Raw genomic sequence first — 19,053 nt, 5'->3', positions numbered from 1 at the left:
AGGCTGGTCCTTCACGGATCGAGCGGGAACCGGAACCCGGCGAGTACATCGAAGCACGTCGATATCGACCAGCGCAAATATAGACGCGTGTCAAAGTCCGTGGGAGGATGAATCCATGACGATCGAGCTGCTTCCCATCCAGGACGTCACCGCGTGCTGCTCGCCCGTCACCACCGAGGCCATGGACCAGGCATCCGCCGAGGTCCTCGCGAAGTCACTCAAAGCGATCGCCGACCCGGCCCGGCTCCGGCTCATCTCGATGGTCGCCGCGCACGACGGCGCCGAAGCATGCGTGTGCGACCTGCAGGAACCGCTCGGCCTCTCGCAGCCGACCGTCTCCCACCACCTCAAGGTGCTCGTCGACGCCGGAATCCTCCACCGCGAGAAGCGTGGCACGTGGGCGTACTTCTCCCTCGTGCCCGGCGCGCTCGATACCCTCGCCGGCCTCATCACCGCACCGACGCGCTAACCCTCGGCCGCGCGGTTACCTTCCGGGACGCCGGGCAGTTGCGCCGATGCCGTCGGCGATGACGCACTGCGTGCTGCAGTGCTCGTCACGGTCCGGGCATCCCGCGAAGTCCTGATCCGCTTGCGCCAACCGCCCGCGGAGCTGCTGCAGTCGGGCGATCTTGTCGTCGATCTCCTGAAGACGTCGGGCGAGGACGGGACGCATGGTGTCGCGGACGTCCGTGCAGGATCGGGTATCAACCGTGACGAGGTGCGCGGCGACGTCGACGAGGGAGAGGCCGAGCTCCTTGCTCGCCTGGATGAACCCGACCCGGTCGATCGCGGCGTCGTCGTAGTCGCGGTACCCGTTCTCGAGCCGGCGGCTGCCGATCAGGCCAAGGGACTCGTAGTACCGCAGCGTGGTCGCTGCGACACCGGTTCTGCGGCTGGCTTCCGAGATGCGCACGTCAGCAGCGTACGGCTTGACCTTCCAGCGCACTGGAACGTTTAGGGTCAACGTTCGTGCACACCCCTGATGCGGCCGGAGCGTTCCGGTGAAGCGGCTCGTCTCCGCGATGGAGGCTCACCAGATCCTGCTCTACCTGGCCGCGATCGCCATCGGCGCCGGAGCCGGACTGGTGCTGCCTGGAGCGGAGCGCCTCGAGGTCGGTATCAACCCCGTCCTCGGACTTCTGCTCTACGCGACGTTCCTCGGGGTGCCGTTCGCCGCGATCGGACGAGCGGTCCGAGACGTTCGCTTCCTCGGCACGGTGCTCGTGCTGAACTTCGTCGTCGTGCCGGTCGTGGTGTTCGCGCTGTCCCGGTTCGTTGCCGGCGACCCGCCACTGCTCTTCGGCGTGCTGCTGGTGCTGCTGACACCATGCATCGACTACGTCATCGTGTTCTCCGGCCTCGCCGGCGGTGCGTCCGCGCGGCTGCTCGCGGCGGCACCCCTGCTGATGTTGATGCAGATCCTGTTGCTCCCCGTCTACCTGCTGCTGTTCATCGGCCCCACCGGGGTCGCCGCAGTCGACATCGGACCGTTCGTCGAAGCGTTCCTCGTCCTGATCGTCTTGCCGCTGGCCGCAGCCGCGGCGACGCAGGCACTCGCGAAGCGGACGCGTTTCGGCCAACGTGTTGAGGGGCTGATGCAGGGCCTGATGGTGCCCCTCATGATGGCGACCCTGTTCGTTGTCGTCGCTTCACAGGCGGGCGCCGTCGCCGAGAACGTCACCCGGCTCATCGTGCTGGTACCCATCTACGGGACGTTCCTGGCGGTGATGGCCGCACTCGGGACGATCGCCGGCAGAATCGCCAGGCTCGACGTCCCCAGCCGGCGCGCGCTGGTGTTCAGCGGTGCCACGCGGAACTCCCTGGTCGTCCTCCCGCTCGCACTCGCACTCCCACCCGACCTCGGCCTCGCACCGGTCGTCGTGGTGACGCAGACCCTCGTCGAGCTCGTCGGCATGATCATCTACGTACGGCTGGTACCTTGGCTCGTTCCAGCCAGAGTCGGGCCAATGACCACTTGATGCTGGGTCCTGCAGCGGTCGACCACCATTTCGTCAGCGCGGACGAGGCGGCTTCGGCGACGGTGTGCGCGGGGCACCATAGAGGCGACGAGCGACGAGCGACGTGTGGTCGGCGGGTCACTGCGAGATCCACGAGCTGGGTGGGGAGTTCCGGGGGTTACAGGACAACTGTTGTGTTCGCGATCATGCCTTGCAGGATGGACATGATGAGGGTCCAGACCCCGGTCAGCATGGCGATCCCGGTGGCGATGAGGATGCATCCGCCGAGGAGATTGATCGCCCGGATGTGGGTCCGTAGGAACGTCACGGTTCGGCTGGCCCATCCGAAGCCGGCAGCGACGATGATGAAGGGAATGCCGAGGCCGAGGCCGAGGCAGTAGGCCAAGCCGAGGGCTGCGCCGCGGAGTCCTGTACCGGAGTCGAGGCTGAGAGCGGTGATGGTCGCGAGGGTGGGACCAAAGCAGGGCGTCCAGCCCAATCCGAACGTTGCGCCTAGGAGTGGTGCTCCGAGGAGACCGGGTCGCGGTCTCCATGATGTTCGGACGGTCCGTTGGAGTGGACGGAAGAGCCCGATGAACGCGGCTCCCATAATGATGACGATGAGCCCCAGGATGCGGATGATGACGTCCTGCCATCGGAACAGCCACGCGCCAGCGGTGCCGAATGCTGCACCGTAGGCGACGAACACCAGTCCGAACCCGACGACGAAGAGTGCGGCTCCGCCGAGAGTGCGTCGCGTTGTGACCGTGGACGCGGAGCCACTGACGAAGCCCAGGTACCCCGGCACCAGCGGAAGAACGCATGGGGACGCGAACGAAATGAGCCCGGCGAGCATGGCAATCGGAACGGCAGCCAGCATCTGCCCACTGAAGACTGTCTCCTGCAACGTCATCGAGGCTCCTGGTTTCGGGGCTCGGTGGGGTAGTCGGAGGCGCCGGGAGGGCCGTCTTTGCCGTTTTGGGATCGGGGGTTCGGGGACCGAGAGAAGGTGACCGCGAGGATGACGACGCCGACGAGGATGGCGATGTCCGCAACGTTGCCGATCGCGATGTCGGCGTAGTTGATCATGTCGACGACGGCACCTTCGCCGATGTTCTGCCCGCGGGTGAGCCGGTCGCTGAGGTTGCTGGCTGCGCCACCGATCAGACAGCCGACACCGACAGCGATGATGAGTCGGAGGCCGGTCGCCGCCCACACCAGCAGGCTGGCTATCACGAGTGCTGCGAGGACGGAGAGTATCCAGGTTCGTCCTTCTGCGAGAGAGAACGCCGCTCCACGGTTGAACGCAAGTTGCAAGCCGACGAGGTCACCGAGGACGGGGAGGGTCCGGTGCGGGTCGAGGTGCCAGAGCGCCCACAGCTTGGTCTGCTGATCCACGGCCGCGACGAGGACTGCGACCCCGATGACCGTCGCGAGGGAGCGCCCGCGCTGAGAACCTGGGCTGCGGTCGGCGTCGGTCTGGTGACCTGGCGGGGGGTTGTTCCTCACGCTCGGGTGAGTTCGTCTTCGATGAGTGTGGCGAGGGTTCCCGGCCCGCCGATAGCTCCGAGGATCCGCACGGCGACCCTGCCTCGCACGTCGAGAACGATCGTGGTGGGGACAGCGTTTGGCGCCACGTCGCCGGAGAGCGCGAGTTGCATGCGACCGGTGTCGTTGTCGAGGATCGACGGGTACGTCACGTTGAAGCGGCGTTCGAAGGCTTCCGCTGTGCCCTGCGCGTCGCGGACGTTGACGCCGATGAACTGTACGTCTCGGCTTGCGAAGCGCTCCGCGACCTTGTTGAGGTGCTTCGCCTCAGCGCGGCAGGGCGGGCAGGAGGCGTACCAGAAGTTGAGAACGACGACCTGCCCGCGGAGCTCCTCGCTGTTCAGCTGCGTGCCGTCCATCGCGGTCTCGTCAAACTGTACCGGAGCGCTCCGGTTGGACGTTGGCACCTGCGTCACGGTGCCGTCGCCGGAGACGTAGTTCTTCGTTTCGCCGCCGCGGTACTGCGAGCTCAGCGTGCCGTTCTGCCCGCCAGCGCATCCCGCCAGCAGCATCACCGCCATGATCGCCGCCGTTGCGGGCGCGGCTCGTCGCCAAGATGGCCGGCGGGTCATCGACTTTCCTGCACAGCGGCGTCCACTGCGGTCTGCAGGTCAGCGTAGGTCTGCAGGGGAACCACTTCGCCGTTGATGAAGAACGTGGGTGTGCTGTTCACGCCCAGTGTCGTTCCGAGATTGACGTCTCGTTGAATGCGCTCGAGCACAGTCTTGCTGGTGACGTCGCGGTCGTAGCGGCTCATGTTCAGGCCGAGGTCTTTGGCGTAGCCGCGGAATCGTTCGGCCTGAGAGTCGGTGCCTCGCTCGCCCCACTCCTTTTGCGTCTCGTACATGCGCTGGTACATGCCCTCAACCTTGTTCTGCTGGGCGGCAGCCTCGACGGCGGCGGCAGCGGTGCGGGAGTTGCCATGGCCGGGGAGGGGGAAGTACCGGAACCCGAAGGTGACGTCACCTTCGTACTTCTTGCGGAGGTCCTCGACGTAGGGGTAGAACGCCGCGCATGCTTCGCATTCGAAGTCGAGGAATTCGACAACGGTGACGGAGCCCTTGCCAGGGGGCCCGAGGACCCGTGTTGGCGTGACGGCACCGGTTGGGCTCGAGGACGCCGCTGTTGCTGCGGTCGGCGCGGAGGGAACGTAGGCGCGGATGACGAAGACGGCGATGACGATCAGGACGAGTGCGCCGGCGATGAGGCCGGAAACGACACCGATGCGGGTGCTACGAGTCATGAGGTCCCTTTGCTGGGTTGGGAGCGGGGGCGCCGCGTCGAGCGGAACGTGCGAGCAGGAGAACGGTGGCGTGTCCGATGAGGGCGAGCCCGAAGCAGACCGCGCCAATGACGTAGATGCCGCCGGGCCCTGGGCCGTCGCGGAGCAGCATCACGCCGCACACTGCAACGGTGATCGTCAGGACAACGACTTGCACGGCGGACCACGTCGCCCGAATGGGCCCCATCACGCCCCCTTGCCATTGAGGAACGGGGTTGGTGGGATCGCGGTACCGCCCTGACGCACCTCGAAGTGCAGGTGACAGCCAGTGGAGAGTCCGGCATTGCCGACTTCCGCGATTTTCTGTCCGGCGCTGACACGCTGCCCGACAGCAACTTGCACCCCGGCAGGGAACATGTGCGCGTAGTTGGTGGTGACGCCGCCGCCGTGGTCAACCGTGATGAGGTTCCCGTAGCCGCCGTACGGGCCGGCGTAGGTGACGGTGCCGGCGGATGCGGCGTAGAGGCCGGTGCCGCATGCGGCTCCGAAGTCGTCGCCTGCGTGGAGGCGGTAGTAGCCCAGTACGGGGTGCAGCCGGTTGCCGTACGCCTGGTACGAGCGGTACGACGTGATTGGCATCGTCCAACCGGATGCGGAAACCGCGCCGGGGTTCGACGGGGTCTGTGGACGGTTCTGCGCGGCTTGTGCTGCAGCAGCCGCCGCGGCGGCTCGTGCAGCTGCAGCGCGGCGCCGCTCCGCCTCCGTGTATGCCGCCTCCGTGCTCAGCGTCCGGTTGCGCAGCACCGCGAGCTGGTCGTTGAGTTCCCGCTGGCGGCTGCGCTGGGTGGCCTCCGCAGCGGCGGCTTCTGCAGCGGCCGTTGACGCTGCGGTGAAGGCGCCGGCAGCGGTGTTCCGGAGCTGGTCCCGCTTCCGTTTCGCTGCCTTCGCTTGCTTACTCAACGCCGTCGCGGTCCCAGCCTTGGTCGCGGCGTCTCGGAGCGTGGTGTTCATGGTGTCGGTGACTTTGGACGCCGTGCCCAGACGAGAGAGGAGATCGTCAGTGTCCGCCGTGATACTCACCGTGAGATCGCGTCCTGCCGACCGGGAGAGATACGCCGACCAGGACGCGATCTGCTCCTCCGCGCCGGCGGCGTCCGCTCGTGCATCATCGGCCTGCGCGGTGAGCGTGTCGAAGCGGCCCGCCGCAGCGTCTGCGGCATCCTGAGCGACTTGCAGCTCCCGTCCGCGAGCATCAGCGGCCGCCTTGGCCGTCACGGTCGTGTCCTCGAGTTCCGTGACGAGCGCTGCGATCTGCTCGGCCTGCCGGGAGGCGGCCGCCTCATCGCCTCGAGCGCGGAGCACGTCCGCCCAGCTCGGTGCCGGTGCCGTTGCCGCCGCCGCGGGTACTGCAGGCAGCGCAGCGATGACGATCGCGATGATGGTCGCCGCGGCGACCGTGGTGCGCCGCATCATTCGGGAGCCTTTGGACGGCGGCGGGTGATGAGCAGGATCCCGACGACCGCGAGGACGAACAGCCCGGTCAGACCGCCAAGGGCCCAGATCGCCGGACTGGTGTCCCTCCCTCCGCCCTGCGCTGCGGCCGTTGCTCGTGCGGTCGGAGAGGCGCTTGTCGGTGTTGCCGATGGCGTAGTGGCCCGTGCCGTCGGTGTGGCAGATGCGGTGCTGCCGGTGGAGGTGAACTGGTAGCCACCGGAGATCGGGTGCCCATCAACCGAGACGCTCCGCCAGGCAAGGTTGTACGTGCCGGGGGCGGTGACATTGACGGATTTGGTGAGGGTGCTGCCGTCGACTTCCAATGTGCCCGTGGTGACTTCGGCGCCGTTGGGTCCGGTGACGCTGATCACTAGTCCGGATTCCAGCCCCGCCAAGGGCTGCTCGGAGAACGTCAGGGTGACCGTGTCGAGGTCGCCGCTGATGGTGGTGTCTGCGGCGGGCGTTGCTGATGAAAGTGCGTCGTGCGCACTTGCCGGGGCAGCAATGGTCAGTGCTGTGGCGAGCACGGTTGCCGGGATGAAGATTGCGATGAGGGTGCGAAGTCGCACGGGTGCCTTCCTGTTAGAAGTTGCGGCCGGCGTTGCTGCGCAGCCACGCTGCCGGGTCGATGGGAGTGGCGCCGCCCTGATGCACCTCGAGGTGCAGGTGCGCGCCGGTACTCCGGCCAGAAGATCCGACAAGCCCGACTCGAGCGCCAGCGGCGACGCGTTGCCCCGTCCGGAGCGGGGATGAACCGATGATCATGTGGGCGTACAGGGTAGATACGAGCTGCCCGCCGACCTGGTGGTCGATGATCACGTACTGCCCGAACTCAGAGTGCATGCCGGAGACGCGGACCACGCCCGCGGCGACCGCACCGATGGGAGTTCCAGCTCCGGGGGTGAGGTCGAGGCCCTGATGCGCTGTCGAGCAGGTGGCGCATGGCGCGATGCGATATCCGAAGCCGGAGCTCTGCGGCACCGGACCGGGGAACGGCCAGCGAACATCGCCCCCGCCGGTGACGGCGCCCACCTCACCGGCCGCGGTAGCCGGTGCGCTGCCGACCACTGTTGGGGTGCTGACGGTGAAGGAGTCGCGTTGGGCAGTTGGGTCCAATGCGGCGGCTGCTACCTGGAGGCTCTGCCCGCTCACACCGGGGGTGAGGGCTGTCGCCGGCGCGGCCACGGACGCCGTTGCCGGCCCGGGCAGTGCGGCAGTTGCGAAGAGCACGACGGCTGCTGCCGCACTGGTCAACACCAGCTGCGAGGAGACAGCCCTCCTCGGGCGAGCGGGGGAGGGCGCGCCGGCGATGGGTCGCGGACGGGGAAGTGGCCGGTGTTGGAGCTGCCGAGGGGTGCGTGCTCGCTGGGCGTGGCGTTCAGCGTCGAGGGCTGCGCGTCGCGTGAGGGGAGTTGGGGAATCGGGTACGAGGGCGGTCTGGTTCGTCACAGGTCTGCAGGAAGGCTTCCGTTAAGCGGGCAGGACGCTTTTGACGTCCCCGCGTTGCGGGGTCGTCCGGAAGGAGAATCAGACGCGTGCGATCGACAGGACCGTCAGCGAGACCGCTGTCTGGTCGTGCCGGATGAGCCGCGGCCGCAGTCTGGCGAGGACCCGGGACAAGGAGAACAACGGCCGGCGGAGGTCGTGCGCGAGCAGTGCCAGGACGAGGCCGGCACTCATCACCAACGCCGCCAGCCCCAACAATGCGCAGAAGATTCCACTGACGCCCTCATGCTGGTCCACGTGGGCGGTACCGGAGGTGCCCTGTTCCAGTTCGGACACGGTAGATGCGCCAGTGAGGCTCGCCACCGGGTCGTCCGTGTGCGCGGCCAGGTTTTGCAACGTCATCGCACCGAGCAACAACAGAACGGCTGCGATCACCGCGGTGGCAGCACGAAGCAGCCGGAGCGGGAGGAGGTGGCGAAGTGTCGTCATGATGAGGATGGCCCGATCGGTGCGGCCGCATCCATTGTGCAGGACGCTGTCAAGGGGTACAGGTGAGTTCGCTGGGTGTGTCCGGGGTGCCTGAGCATGCGGTGCCGGTGGGTCATCCGTGCTGCTCGTGGGGTGAGGTTGTTCGTCCTTGCAGCCGTGCGAGGTGCGCGTTGTAGGCCTCGAGGTCCGGGTCACCATCGCGATCGATCTCACGGTCCCGCTCTCGACTCTTCCGGGATTCGTGGCGGAACCAGCTGGTCATCAGGATCAGCACTAGGGCGAGTGAGGGTGCTTCCCCATACGACCACGCAAGGCCGCCCGCGAACGCTTGGTCGCCGACTGCGGTGATGCCCCAGGAGGCAGGAATGTTGGTGAACGCGGGTACGAGTGGCACGGTCGCCATCATCAGGATCACTCCGAAGAAGGCGTGCAGCGGCATCTCCAGGAACGCATCCAGGAGTCGGCCGAGGTGCCCTTGTCGGCGTGGCAGTGGGTCGGTTGGGATCAGCGGGGCGGTGAAGAGCACTCCAGCGGCGAGGAATGCGAGCTCGAGGCCGACATGTCCGGCCCACGTCTGGAGGAGGGCGTCCGCGGCGCTGGTGAGGTAGAGGCCGTAGAAGGTGATGAGGAAGAGCGGGATCATGAACCCGGGATGCAGCAAGAACCGGCCGAGCCGTGACCGCAGCCCGAACACCGCCGTCTGCAACACCAGCCGACCGGGACCTCGATGCGGTGTTGCTCGGAGGAGCAACGTGCCCGGTGCGCCGAGGACAAGCAGTAGCGGAACCGTCATCATCAGTGTGAGCTGCTGGAACATGAACGCGGAGAACAGTACGAAGCCGTACCCCTCGATGCCGGCACCCATCGTGACGGCAAGCAGTCCGCATCCGGTCAGGAACAGCACGCCACGCCACACCGGCCACGTTCGGCGTTGCAGTCGTAAGCGTAGCCATCCGGTCACGTACCCAGCAGCGAGCAGCACCGCGATGACAGGGATCACGGGCACGGGCTGCAACGTCGGTGCGAGCAACGCAGCGACAGTCGGCGGTGCGGTCGGTATCCACGCCAACGGTTCCATGCCACCCGACGGTAGACACACCACCATCAACATGCAACTATATTCGCATGAGCGAATACACGAATGTTGGGCAGGCGGAGTTCGATGACGCGCACGTCGAACTAGCCGCAGAGATCTTCGCGATGCTCGCCGACCCGACACGTATCCGCCTCGTCCTCGCACTGCGTGAGGAAGAGATGCCGGTGGGGCATCTCGCTGCCGTCGTCGACCGGTCGCAGGCTGCCGTGTCTCAGCACCTCGCGAAGCTGCGCATGGCCCGCATGGTCACCACTCGGCAAGACGGCAACCGGGTCTACTACCGCCTCGCGAACGACCACGCGAACAAGCTCGTGCACGATGCGATCTTCCAGGCCGAGCACACCGTCGGCGACGTGGTCCGTCACCACCACAACACGGAGCACGACGCATGAGCACCTCACACGATCATGGCATCGACGCGCACGCGGTGAACCGCCGCCGGCTCGCGATCGCGTTCGGCATCACCGCAACGATTCTTGTGGCCGAGATCATCGGCGCGATCGCGACGAACAGCCTCGCGCTCCTCGTCGACGCAGCGCATATGCTCACCGACGCCGGCGGGCTAGCCACCGCACTCGTCGCAGCGAACCTCGCACGACGACCCGCGACCGCGAAGCGCACCTGGGGCTTCGCCCGCGCCGAGGTGCTCTCCGCCACGGGACAGGCGGCAGTCCTGCTCGCGGTCGGACTGTTCGTCCTCATCGAAGGGGTGCAGCGGCTCTTCGCACCCCCGGAGATCGCTTCCGGCGGGCTGCTCGTCTTCGGCATCATCGGCCTCGCCGGCAACATCGCGTCGATCCTGGTGCTCGCCTCCGGCCGGAACGCGAACTTCAACCTGCGCGCTGCGTTCCTCGAAGTCCTCAACGACGCTCTCGGATCAGTCGCCGTCATCATCGCAGCGATCGTCATCGCCATCACCGGTTGGGGCGGGGCTGATGCCATTGCAGGTCTCCTCATCGGCATACTCATTCTGCCGCGGGCGTTCAAGCTGCTCCGAGAGACCCTGAATGTGCTGCTGGAGGCCACCCCCACGGGCCTGAACCTCGACGACGTCCGCGCACACCTGCTCGAGCGGAAACACGTGATTGACGTGCACGATCTCCACGCGTCCCAAATCGCGACCGGCCTTCCGGTGCTCACCGCGCATGTCAGCATCGACTCCGCATGCTTCACCGACGGCAGCGTGCCGGCCTTGCTCGACGACCTGCAGCGGTGCGTCGCGGAACACTTCGATGTCAGTGTTGAGCACTCCACGTTCCAGCTGGAACCGGCTGGACACAGCCAACACGAACACACCCCCCACGTCTGATCCCGCGCATCTACCTCCGCCCCTGAGCCTGCTGCGCACCAAGGAAACAGCGGCCCGACAACGACTTGTGATGACCCATTGACTGACACGAACCACCGCTCGGCAGACACGCGCACCGCACCCATTGAGGTAGCGCCCGACACCGTGGCAGTTCGCTCGACACTCACCATCTCAGTGCCACTCGCACTGGCATGCGCGCTGCTCGGGCTCACCCTGACCGGGGCGCTCGGGGAAGCAACACAGCTCGTCGACGCCGGCCGGCTTGTCGACTACGGCCTACCTGTCGCGCGAGTGGTCCACGACGCCATGGCTGCAGTGACGATCGGGCTGCTCATCGTCGCAGCGTTCGCGCTGCCCGGTCAGCGGAAGGAACGGGGCCGGCTCTCCTGGATGCAGTACCGGGCCGCACGCTGGGCGGCGTGGAGCGGCGCGCTGTGGTTCCTCGCCGCCGTGGCCGGAATCGTGTTCACCGGCGCCAACACCATCGGCGCGCCGATCACGAGCTCCGTGTTCGCCCGAACTTTTCCGGAGTTCCTCTTCCGCCTGGAAGCCGGTCAGGTGTACCTCGTCTCCGCAACCGCGGTCCTGGTCGCCACGATCATCGCCGCCTCCGCAACACGTGTGACCAGCATCGCCGTCGCGACGGTCTTCGCCATCTTCGCCCTCCTGCCGCTGTCGCTGTCGGGTCACGCAGCTGGATCCCTCGAGCACGCCAACGCCGTGAACTCCCTCGCGATCCACCTAATCGGCGTATGTGTCTGGGTTGGCGGGCTCACCGCGGTACTGCTGCTGCGCACGATGACCCAGGGCAGCACCGGCCGTGTTGTCGCTCGCTACTCGACCCTCGCCGGCTGGTCCTTCGCCGCTGTTGCCTTCTCCGGAATCGTCAACGCGGCACTCCGACTCACCGGCCCCGTCGACCTGATCACCACCTCATACGGCTGGCTGATCACCGTCAAAGCATCGGCGCTCATCCTTCTCGGCATCGCCGGCGTCGCGCAGCGCAGAAAACTCGTGCCAGGGCTTCTCCGCGACCCCGCCAACCGTCGGCTGTTCGTCCGGTTCGCTCTCGCCGAGATCATTTTCATGGCGGTCGCGATCGGCGCCTCCGTCGCGGTGTCCCGGAGCCAACCGCCGATCCCGCAGACGCCGGAAACCGGGGCAGACACACGTGACGGGCTGATCGGGTTCACCTACCCGCCCACCCAGACCCTGCAGAACTTCCTGAGCGCGTGGCACTGGGACTGGGCATGGACCGCTCTCGCCCTCATCGGCATCGGCTGGTACCTCTTCGCCGTCCGCAAGCTCCACAAGCGCGGCGACAGCTGGCCGGTCGGTCGGACAATCAGCTGGGTCACGGGCTGCCTGATTTTTATCTGGACGATGAACGGCGGCCCCGCCGTTTACGGCATGATCCACTTCTCCTCGCACATGATCCAGCACATGCTGCTGATGATGTTCGTCCCGCTGCCGCTCGTGCTCGGCGGCCCGGTGCTCCTTGCGCTGCGCACGCTGCCGGTCCGCAACGACGGCTCACGCGGCGCCCGTGAGTGGCTGATGCTCTTCGTACACTCCCGCTGGATGCAGTTCCTCGGCAAGCCCGCCGTCGCTGGGATCATCTTCGCCGGGTCCCTTGTGGTGTTCTACTTCACCCCGGCGTTCCAAGCCTCGATGCAGTCACACGAGTGGCACATCGTCATGGTCGTCCACTTCGTGCTGAGCGGCTACCTATTCTTCTGGGTCTTCGTCGGCATCGACCCGGGCCCGCAACGGCCCGCCTACCCGATCCTCATCATCGCGCTCCTGGCGACAATGGCGTTCCACGCGTTCTTCGGCGTCGCAGTGATGACCTCAACCGAGGTCTACGCACTCGACTGGTTCCGCGCACTCGGGCAAACCAACGAAGCCGCACTCCTCGCTGACCAGCACACCGGCGGCGGCATCGCCTGGGGCGCGTCCGAACTGCCGATGGTGTTCGTCGCACTGCTCGTCGTGCGGAACTGGGTCAAGTCAGACAAACGCGACGCCAAACGCCTGGACCGTCAGGCGCAACGCGACGGCGACGCTGAGCTTCGCGCCTACAACGAACAGCTCGCCGCGATGAACGGGCGAGATCGCTCGCGCGAGTGATCTCAGCCGTTACCGTTCGCTTCGTCGCTGGTGAGGCTCGAGCCAGTGCTGCCGTGATGGTGCGCTGCAGGGGACGAGTGAGAGTGTTCGCGTAGGTGCGGGTGATGTGCTGCGAGTCCCGATACACAAGCACGTTCCCAACCACCGCAGGACACCACCCAGCACGACAGAACGACGACGTCAGATCCAGCACCTGTGCACCGCGGATGCGCTGCGCCGCAACAGCGAGGTAGTCCTTCGCCGCGAACGCTCGTCCTGTGCTCAATCGACAGCGGGAGACAGCACCCGGATTCACGTCGAGGCAACGTTGCACACCGGTCCCAGCTGCGGGGGTGTCCCGAATCGCAAGGACAGTGGCCCCTCGGGTAATCACCGGATCCCATGACGCGCGGTAGCCGCGCTGCGCCGCCCGATCATGGTCAGCTCCCACCGGTCGTCCGCGGAGGTCCGCACGAGCGGCCGTGAAGACCAGCGTGTAGGGGGCTTCGGCTTCCAACGAGCGGTCGACGTCGTCGTTCCAGATGGCGCATCGACGTTGATTCGTGTCCGACACGTCCGACCATCGCACGCGTGAGAAGTCGCACCCGCCCTTGACATAGAGGTGCAGCTCCCAGCCTCGTGCGCGAGCAACTTGTATCAACACCGACGACCACTGGTGCGCGTGGGAATCCCCAATCAACGCCACCCGAGTGCCCCCTCGCACCCCGACCACGCAGCTGCGCGCTGCGGTCGTCTGCGCCTGGCACTTGTCCCAGGTCGGGTCGATGTCGTACGCCGCGGTCAAGGTCGCCGGGGTGAATGGTTGTCGCGGATCACCGCTGAGCCGGCAGGAACGGTTCCACGCAGCAGCAGCACCGAAGCAGCCGTCCCCGCGCAACATGGACACGACATCCCGGTCCCGACGCTCCTGACTCTGCAGTGCCGCCCAGCCCGCGGTCGGGACGATCAGCAACACCACCATCAGACCTGCCGCGCCGGCGAGAACAGTGGCTGGACGGTACCGTGAGAGCAAGCCGGAACGAACGCGCTTCTCGATCAAGACGTGTGTCAACTGGGCGAGGATCAGCGCGAACACGACAGTGGCGACGATTCGAACCGGCGGTGGTAGTTCAACAAGTCGCGGGAGCAACAGCGCGACCGGCCAGTGCCACAAGTACAACGGGTACGAGATGGCGCCAAGCCAGCGCACCGGACTCCAACGCAGCATCACCCCGATCACCCCGCCCTCGGCGCCTGCGGCGATGATCAGAGTGGTCGCCGTGACGGGGATCGCTGCAGCAATGCCTGGGTACGGCACCCTTGCCGAGAGTGCGACGCCGGCACCAATCAGGCCCATCCAACCGAACAGAGCAGTTCCAAACCGCAGCCGCGCAGGAACCGAGAACCGTCGCCCGGGGTTTGGCCCAAGCAACGCCAGTAATGCACCGACGCCGAACTCCCATGCGCGCGTATGCGGCCAGAAGTACGCAGCTGCGGGGTCTGAGACCGTCAACCAGATGGAACTGACGACTGAGGCTCCGGTCACTGCCCCCACGACCCAGCGCAACGCCGATTTTCGTGGAACGTACTTCCACACCACCAGGAGCAGGACCGGCCAGCCGATGTAGAACTGCTCCTCGACGCTGAGTGACCAGAAATGCTCAAACGGAGTGGACGGTGTGCCAGCCGCAAGGTAGTCAGTCCTCGACGCGGCAAGCGCCCAATTCTCGACGTAGGCCACACTCGCGGCGAACTGCCCCCCAACCTTCGGCCAGTCTTCCTTCGGATACAACACCGCTGCGGCGATTCCAACGGTGACGAGGACGGCCAGCGCCGAAGGCGCCAATCGGCGAACACGGCGAGCCCAGAACCTCGGGAGGTCTATCCGCCCCTGAGACTGGAGCTCTCGAGCGAGCTGGGTGGTGATGAGGTACCCGGAGACGACGAAAAAGGCATCCACTCCCACAAAGCCGCCACGGAACCAGCCGAAATCCACGTGATACAGCACCACAAGCGCCACGGCGACAGCCCGGATCGCGTGCACGTCGGCTCGGAACGAGCCATACTCCCGAGGCAGCATCGTCCGCGACGCTAGCTACCCCGGGTGAACTCGAAACGACGAGCGCTTGTCGGCCCGGTTCGGCGCCCCAGCTACTGAACGTTTAGCTGATGTGGCGAGGACCATCGCTGCGATTCCGAGCGGCGCGCAGAACACCGCCTCTCGCGTCGTGCACACCGTCAAGCTGCACCGTCGCGGAGGCCGATGGTGCAAGCGCAGGCTTAACCAGTGTGATTGAAACTTGGATCGACGTGGCGCCCAGATGCACGCGGTTGAAACCCGGGGCCCGCGCTAAGCGGCGGGACCTGGTCAACTGGCGATTGGTCATCATGCGCTGTATGGTCATCGCATGCTGACACTTGCTTCGCGGCTTGACGTGATGAACCGGCTCGGCCGGGCGATGGCGGATGAGACCCGTTCTCGGATCCTGTTGAGCTTGCTGGACGAGCCGGGGTACCCGGCCCGGCTGGCTGACGAGCTGACGCTCACGCGGACCAACGTGTCGAACCACCTCGCGTGCCTGCGCGGATGCGGCATCGTCGTCGCGACCCCGGAGGGCCGCCGCACCCGCTACGAAATCGCGGACCCGCACATTACGAAGGCGTTGGAAGCGCTCGTCGAGGTGGTCCTCGCTGTCGATGACGGCGTCGACTGTGCCGACCCCGCATGCGACGTGCCGTTGTGCTGCGACACGACGACGTCCAGTGTCCTGCAGGATATGAAGGCGATCCGATGAGCCGCGAATGCTGCGGGCCGGAGGAGGGGCAGGAACGCCAGCCGCTTGCCGTGCAGGTGCGTCGGCCAGAAAGCGAGCTGAGCCTGCAAGTGACCGGCACCGACTCACACGGCCACGCCGACGATGACTGCTGCAATCACGACGCCGCGGCATCGGAGCACGACGACGACGGACTCGTCCCCGTCTGGCGCGATCGGGCGCTACTGTTCCCGGCCCTCGCCGGCGTGTTCCTGCTGATCGGCTATGGGCTCGACTGGAGCGGTTTCACCGTCGCGGGCACCATCGTGCACGGCGCCGCGCTGCTCGCCGGAGCGTGGACGTTCGTCCCCGGCGCGATCCGTCGGGTACTCCGGGGCCGACTGGGCGTGGGTCTGCTGATGACGATCGCCGCGATCGGCGCGGTTCTGCTCGGCAAGGTCGCAGAAGCAGCCGCGCTGGCGTTCCTGTTCTCAATTGCTGAAGCTCTCGAGGACCGGGCGATGGACCGCGCACGGCAAGGCCTCCGCGCCCTGCTGGACCTGATCCCCAACACCGCCCGCGTCTCTCGACTCTCAGGAGAGGTTGAGATCCCGGCGCAGGAGATCCGAGCGTTGGACCTGCTGGTGGTGCGCCCCGGGGAACGGGTCGCCACAGACGGCATCGTCACCGCTGGTCGGAGCAGCCTCGACACGTCCGCAGTGACCGGCGAGTCCATCCCTGTCGAAGTGGGTCCCGGCGACTCGGTCCCGGCCGGATCGGTCAACGGGCAGGGCGCCTTGCAGATCGAGGCATCAGCGGATGGCCACGACAACTCCCTGACAACCATCGTGCGACTCGTCGAAGATGCACAATCCCGGAAGGGTGAACGCGCCCGTCTTGCGGACCGCATCGCCCGCCCCCTTGTCCCGGTCGTACTCATCGTCGCGGCGCTCGTCGTCGTGTTCGGGTTCATCGTCGGTGACCCGGCGACGTGGACCGAGCGCGCACTCGTTGTCCTTGTCGCAGCATCCCCGTGCGCACTCGCAATCGCCGTGCCCGTCACAGTGATCTCCGCGATCGGGTCGGCGAGCAAGTTCGGCGTCATCATCAAGTCCGGAGCGGCATTCGAGCAGCTCGGCGCCGTCACCGCGGTCGCGTTCGACAAGACGGGCACGCTGACCCGCAACGCCCCCGAAGTCGTCGACGTCGTCACCGCCCCCGGTCACGACCGCCAGGACATCCTCACGGCAGCAGCTGCACTCGAACGACACAGCACCCACCCGCTCGCAGCAGCGATCTCCAACGCCGTGGACCAGCCGCCGGCAGCATTCGACGTCACGGAAGAACCCGGCCGCGGTCTCACCGGAGAGGTCCACGGGCGACGAGTCCGAGTCGGCAGCACGCGCTGGCTGCAAGCCGGAACACTCCAGGCAGACATCGACCGGCTCGAGCGCAACGGTGAAACCGTCGTGGTGGTCGAAATCGACGGCGTCATCACCGGCGTCGTCGGCGTCCGCGACGAGCTGCGCGACGAAGCCGCCGAAACCATCACAGCACTGCACGAAGCGGGCATCCGCACCCTCATGCTGACCGGCGACAATCAACGCACCGCCACCACGCTCGCCGCCCGCGCTGGGATCCACGACGTCCGCGCCGAACAGCTCCCACAGGACAAAGCATCCGCGGTCAACGAACTCCGACGCAACGGTACCGTGGCGATGATCGGCGACGGCGTGAACGACGCGCCCGCCCTCGCGTCCGCAGACGTCGGCATCGCGATGGGCGCCACCGGTGCCGCTGCAGCCGTCGAATCCGCCGACGTCGCATTCACCGGCACCGACCTGCGCGCCATCCCGGCAGCGCTCCTGCACGCACGCCGGGGACGTCGCATCATGACCAGCAACATCGGACTCTCCCTCGCGATCATCGTCGTCCTGTTCCCGCTCGCCCTGGCCGGAGCGCTCGGCCTGGCTGGTGTCGTCCTTGTTCACGAGCTCGCCGAGGTGGTCGTCATCGCCAACGGAGTTCGCGCTGCACGACGACCACGCGCGTGATCCGCTCCAGATCCCGGACCGGGTCACCGTAACCGTGCTGCCGTCGGAGCGGGAGTGAGCATGCAACAGGCTGCCCCTGACAGACAAATACTTGCCGCGGCTCCTGCTCCGCAGCACCCACTAGGTAGAACGCTGACCTACTTCAGTGGATAGCAGCCCCATCGGCAACATCAGCCCGCGTCGCCAGGCACGGCGTGAGGGCGATCATGCCGGCCGCGAGCGGTGAACCATGTCCCGTCCGAGACTGAAGGCAATGCTTGGGTTGAAGACGAGCCCGTCCGTCCGAGGTGACGCCGGGTTAGCTGTTGCGTCCAGCAGCTGAAAGGGCGGGGGTTGGTGAGGCCCCCGCCCTTCTTCTCGCGGCTCTGATCGCAACGCGAGGCAGCCCCAGTTTGCTCATCTGCAGCTGTGCGCGTTGCGGTGGTGTTCTGCATCCCGTTGGTCCGCTCTTCGCCCCGCGAGGCACAGAGTGTGAGCAGCTTCGCTTTGTGTCAGCTTTTGAGCGGTGTTCGGTGTCGCTATGAAGCGGTCGTTTCAGTCGTCATCGTCGTCTTCCACGAGTTCGCCTTCCCACGCTTCGCGTCCTTCGTGGATGGCGAAGAGGGCGATGACGAATCCTGCGACGGGGTCGAGCCAGGCTGCGCCGGTGAGGGTGTAGAGGAGGAGTCCGATGAGGGTCGCGACGCTGAGGAGGACACAGATTCGAGTTTCTGCCGCGTCGGCGAGGATGAGCGGGTCGTCGAGCTTCTTGCCGACTCGGGTCTTGAGTGCGGCGAGGACCGGCATGACGATGATCGAGAGGACCAGCAGCACGATGCTGACCGGGGAGGTCTCCGGTGTTTCGTGGGTGATCAGGCTGCGGATGCCATCGATCACGACGTAGGCGGCGAGGAGGAAGAACGTCACGGCGACGAACTTCAACGTGCGTCGCTCCTTACCCTCGTCCGCTTCGCCGTGGCGGAGCCTGGCGGCGAGGCGGATGCCCACCAGCACGGCGACGATCGATTCGATTCCGGAGTCGATACCGAACCCGATGACGGAAACGAGTCCCGCGGCGATCCCAGCCGTGATGGCGACGATTCCTTCGAGGACGTTGTATGCGACGGTGAACTGCGCGAGGCGGAGCCCTCGTCGGGTGAGCTGCTCCGTTTCGGTTTCGGTGAGCGTGCTCATTCGCCAGCCCTCGCGTCCGAGCCATAGGTGCCGCAGAGATCGACTTGGTAGCCGGTGGCCTGCAGCAGTGTCTCCGCGGACTCGAGGAGGTCCATCAACTCCGGACGGGCGAGGCTGTAGAACACTTGCCGGCCCTGCGCCCGCCCCTCCACGAGTGCGCAGTCGCGAAGGCACGCGACGTGCTCGGAGAGGGTCGATTGGGCAAGACCGAGCTCCGCGACGAGGTCGCTCACGCGAGCTTCCCCGTGGCGGAGTCGGCGCAGGATGCGCAGCCGGGTCGGGTCTGCGAGAGAGTGGAACAGCGATACCGCGGCAAGATCGCCCCGCGCTTCTACGATCGGCATATGCCGATGATATCGGCGTAGCGCGGTTCGTGCGTTCAAGGTCGGCCATTGGTTCTGG

At 66.5% G+C, this 19,053-nt stretch carries 19 protein-coding genes and 1 pseudogene; 7 read left to right on the top strand and 13 right to left on the bottom strand.

Features of this window, described 5'->3' with window-relative positions; translation table 11 throughout:
* The first annotated feature begins 115 nt into the window (after positions 1-115).
* Entirely contained in the window at positions 116-469 is a 354-nt protein-coding gene (locus tag ACIPV1_RS03215; protein WP_123680830.1) for a metalloregulator ArsR/SmtB family transcription factor, read from the top strand.
* A 15-nt stretch (positions 470-484) separates the two neighbouring features.
* Here ACIPV1_RS03215 and ACIPV1_RS03210 read toward each other — a convergent pair whose 3' ends face one another.
* On the bottom strand, positions 485-913 hold the full coding sequence (locus ACIPV1_RS03210) for a MerR family transcriptional regulator (protein ID WP_123937946.1): 429 nt from the start codon (positions 911-913) through the stop codon (positions 485-487).
* Between the two features lie 109 nt (positions 914-1,022).
* Between ACIPV1_RS03210 and ACIPV1_RS03205 the strand changes: the two genes are divergently transcribed.
* Positions 1,023-1,979 (top strand): bile acid:sodium symporter, encoded by a 957-nt coding sequence (locus tag ACIPV1_RS03205; RefSeq protein ID WP_123938119.1) that lies wholly within the window; start codon positions 1,023-1,025, stop codon positions 1,977-1,979.
* 157 nt (positions 1,980-2,136) lie between these two features.
* On the opposite strand, the gene ACIPV1_RS03200 is transcribed toward ACIPV1_RS03205, so the two are convergent.
* From ACIPV1_RS03200 to ACIPV1_RS03160, 9 genes are all read right to left on the bottom strand, one after another.
* Entirely contained in the window at positions 2,137-2,871 is a 735-nt protein-coding gene (locus tag ACIPV1_RS03200; protein WP_123937948.1) for a cytochrome c biogenesis CcdA family protein, read from the bottom strand.
* The gene (locus ACIPV1_RS03195) at positions 2,868-3,467 is read right to left on the bottom strand and encodes a signal peptidase II (RefSeq protein WP_123937950.1); all 600 of its coding nucleotides are present in this window, start codon (positions 3,465-3,467) and stop codon (positions 2,868-2,870) included. Before ACIPV1_RS03195 ends, ACIPV1_RS03200 begins: the two co-directional genes overlap by 4 nt.
* Entirely contained in the window at positions 3,464-4,078 is a 615-nt protein-coding gene (locus tag ACIPV1_RS03190; protein ID WP_123937952.1) for a TlpA disulfide reductase family protein, read from the bottom strand. The genes ACIPV1_RS03195 and ACIPV1_RS03190 overlap by 4 nt, the downstream gene beginning before the upstream one ends.
* Positions 4,075-4,749 carry a thioredoxin domain-containing protein gene (locus ACIPV1_RS03185; RefSeq protein ID WP_123937954.1) on the bottom strand — a complete coding sequence of 225 codons (675 nt, stop codon included), beginning with the start codon at positions 4,747-4,749 and terminating at the stop codon, positions 4,075-4,077. The genes ACIPV1_RS03190 and ACIPV1_RS03185 overlap by 4 nt, the downstream gene beginning before the upstream one ends.
* A 225-nt stretch (positions 4,750-4,974) precedes the next feature.
* Positions 4,975-6,201 carry a M23 family metallopeptidase gene (locus tag ACIPV1_RS03180; protein ID WP_243648836.1) on the bottom strand — a complete coding sequence of 409 codons (1,227 nt, stop codon included), beginning with the start codon at positions 6,199-6,201 and terminating at the stop codon, positions 4,975-4,977.
* Positions 6,198-6,791, bottom strand: coding sequence for a copper resistance CopC family protein (locus ACIPV1_RS03175; protein ID WP_165901039.1), 594 nt, complete (start codon positions 6,789-6,791; stop codon positions 6,198-6,200). The genes ACIPV1_RS03180 and ACIPV1_RS03175 overlap by 4 nt, the downstream gene beginning before the upstream one ends.
* 13 nt (positions 6,792-6,804) lie before the next feature.
* Complete coding sequence (locus tag ACIPV1_RS03170; RefSeq protein ID WP_243648852.1) at positions 6,805-7,203, bottom strand: M23 family metallopeptidase; 399 nt, start codon at positions 7,201-7,203, stop codon at positions 6,805-6,807.
* A 546-nt stretch (positions 7,204-7,749) separates the two neighbouring features.
* On the bottom strand, positions 7,750-8,157 hold the full coding sequence (locus ACIPV1_RS03165) for a hypothetical protein (RefSeq protein WP_123937963.1): 408 nt from the start codon (positions 8,155-8,157) through the stop codon (positions 7,750-7,752).
* Between the two features lie 112 nt (positions 8,158-8,269).
* Complete coding sequence (locus tag ACIPV1_RS03160) at positions 8,270-9,235, bottom strand: cytochrome c oxidase assembly protein (RefSeq protein ID WP_123937965.1); 966 nt, start codon at positions 9,233-9,235, stop codon at positions 8,270-8,272.
* Positions 9,236-9,282: 47 nt separating this feature from the next.
* Between ACIPV1_RS03160 and ACIPV1_RS03155 the strand changes: the two genes are divergently transcribed.
* From ACIPV1_RS03155 to ACIPV1_RS03145, 3 genes are all read left to right on the top strand, one after another.
* Positions 9,283-9,645: a metalloregulator ArsR/SmtB family transcription factor gene (locus ACIPV1_RS03155; protein WP_123937967.1), complete on the top strand. Its 363-nt coding sequence runs from the start codon at positions 9,283-9,285 to the stop codon at positions 9,643-9,645.
* Positions 9,642-10,562 carry a cation diffusion facilitator family transporter gene (locus ACIPV1_RS03150; RefSeq protein WP_123937969.1) on the top strand — a complete coding sequence of 307 codons (921 nt, stop codon included), beginning with the start codon at positions 9,642-9,644 and terminating at the stop codon, positions 10,560-10,562. Before ACIPV1_RS03155 ends, ACIPV1_RS03150 begins: the two co-directional genes overlap by 4 nt.
* Before the next feature lie 174 nt (positions 10,563-10,736).
* Positions 10,737-12,692 (top strand): cytochrome c oxidase assembly protein, encoded by a 1,956-nt coding sequence (locus ACIPV1_RS03145; RefSeq protein WP_243648837.1) that lies wholly within the window; start codon positions 10,737-10,739, stop codon positions 12,690-12,692.
* Between the two features lie 85 nt (positions 12,693-12,777).
* On the opposite strand, the pseudogene ACIPV1_RS03140 reads toward ACIPV1_RS03145, so the two are convergent.
* Positions 12,778-14,751, bottom strand: a pseudogene (locus ACIPV1_RS03140) (acyltransferase family protein); the annotation flags it as partial.
* Between the two features lie 328 nt (positions 14,752-15,079).
* Here ACIPV1_RS03140 and ACIPV1_RS03135 point away from each other — a divergent pair.
* Together ACIPV1_RS03135 and ACIPV1_RS03130 are read left to right on the top strand one after the other, a co-directional pair.
* A complete protein-coding gene (locus ACIPV1_RS03135) occupies positions 15,080-15,466 on the top strand; it encodes a helix-turn-helix transcriptional regulator (protein ID WP_123937975.1) in 387 nt (128 codons plus the stop codon).
* Positions 15,463-17,478, top strand: coding sequence for a cation-translocating P-type ATPase (locus ACIPV1_RS03130; RefSeq protein WP_123937977.1), 2,016 nt, complete (start codon positions 15,463-15,465; stop codon positions 17,476-17,478). The genes ACIPV1_RS03135 and ACIPV1_RS03130 overlap by 4 nt, the downstream gene beginning before the upstream one ends.
* A 534-nt stretch (positions 17,479-18,012) precedes the next feature.
* On the opposite strand, the gene ACIPV1_RS03125 is transcribed toward ACIPV1_RS03130, so the two are convergent.
* Together ACIPV1_RS03125 and ACIPV1_RS03120 are read right to left on the bottom strand one after the other, a co-directional pair.
* The gene (locus ACIPV1_RS03125) at positions 18,013-18,651 is read right to left on the bottom strand and encodes a cation diffusion facilitator family transporter (protein ID WP_079238224.1); all 639 of its coding nucleotides are present in this window, start codon (positions 18,649-18,651) and stop codon (positions 18,013-18,015) included.
* Positions 18,648-18,995 (bottom strand): helix-turn-helix transcriptional regulator, encoded by a 348-nt coding sequence (locus tag ACIPV1_RS03120; protein WP_079238223.1) that lies wholly within the window; start codon positions 18,993-18,995, stop codon positions 18,648-18,650. The genes ACIPV1_RS03125 and ACIPV1_RS03120 overlap by 4 nt, the downstream gene beginning before the upstream one ends.
* Between the last annotated feature and the right edge of the window lie 58 nt (positions 18,996-19,053).

This window comes from Curtobacterium sp. NPDC089991 (genome assembly GCF_044748425.1).
Lineage (GTDB): Bacteria > Actinomycetota > Actinomycetes > Actinomycetales > Microbacteriaceae > Curtobacterium.
Note: the sequence above shows the minus strand (reverse complement) of the source record. Positions and strands in the feature narration are given on the sequence as shown.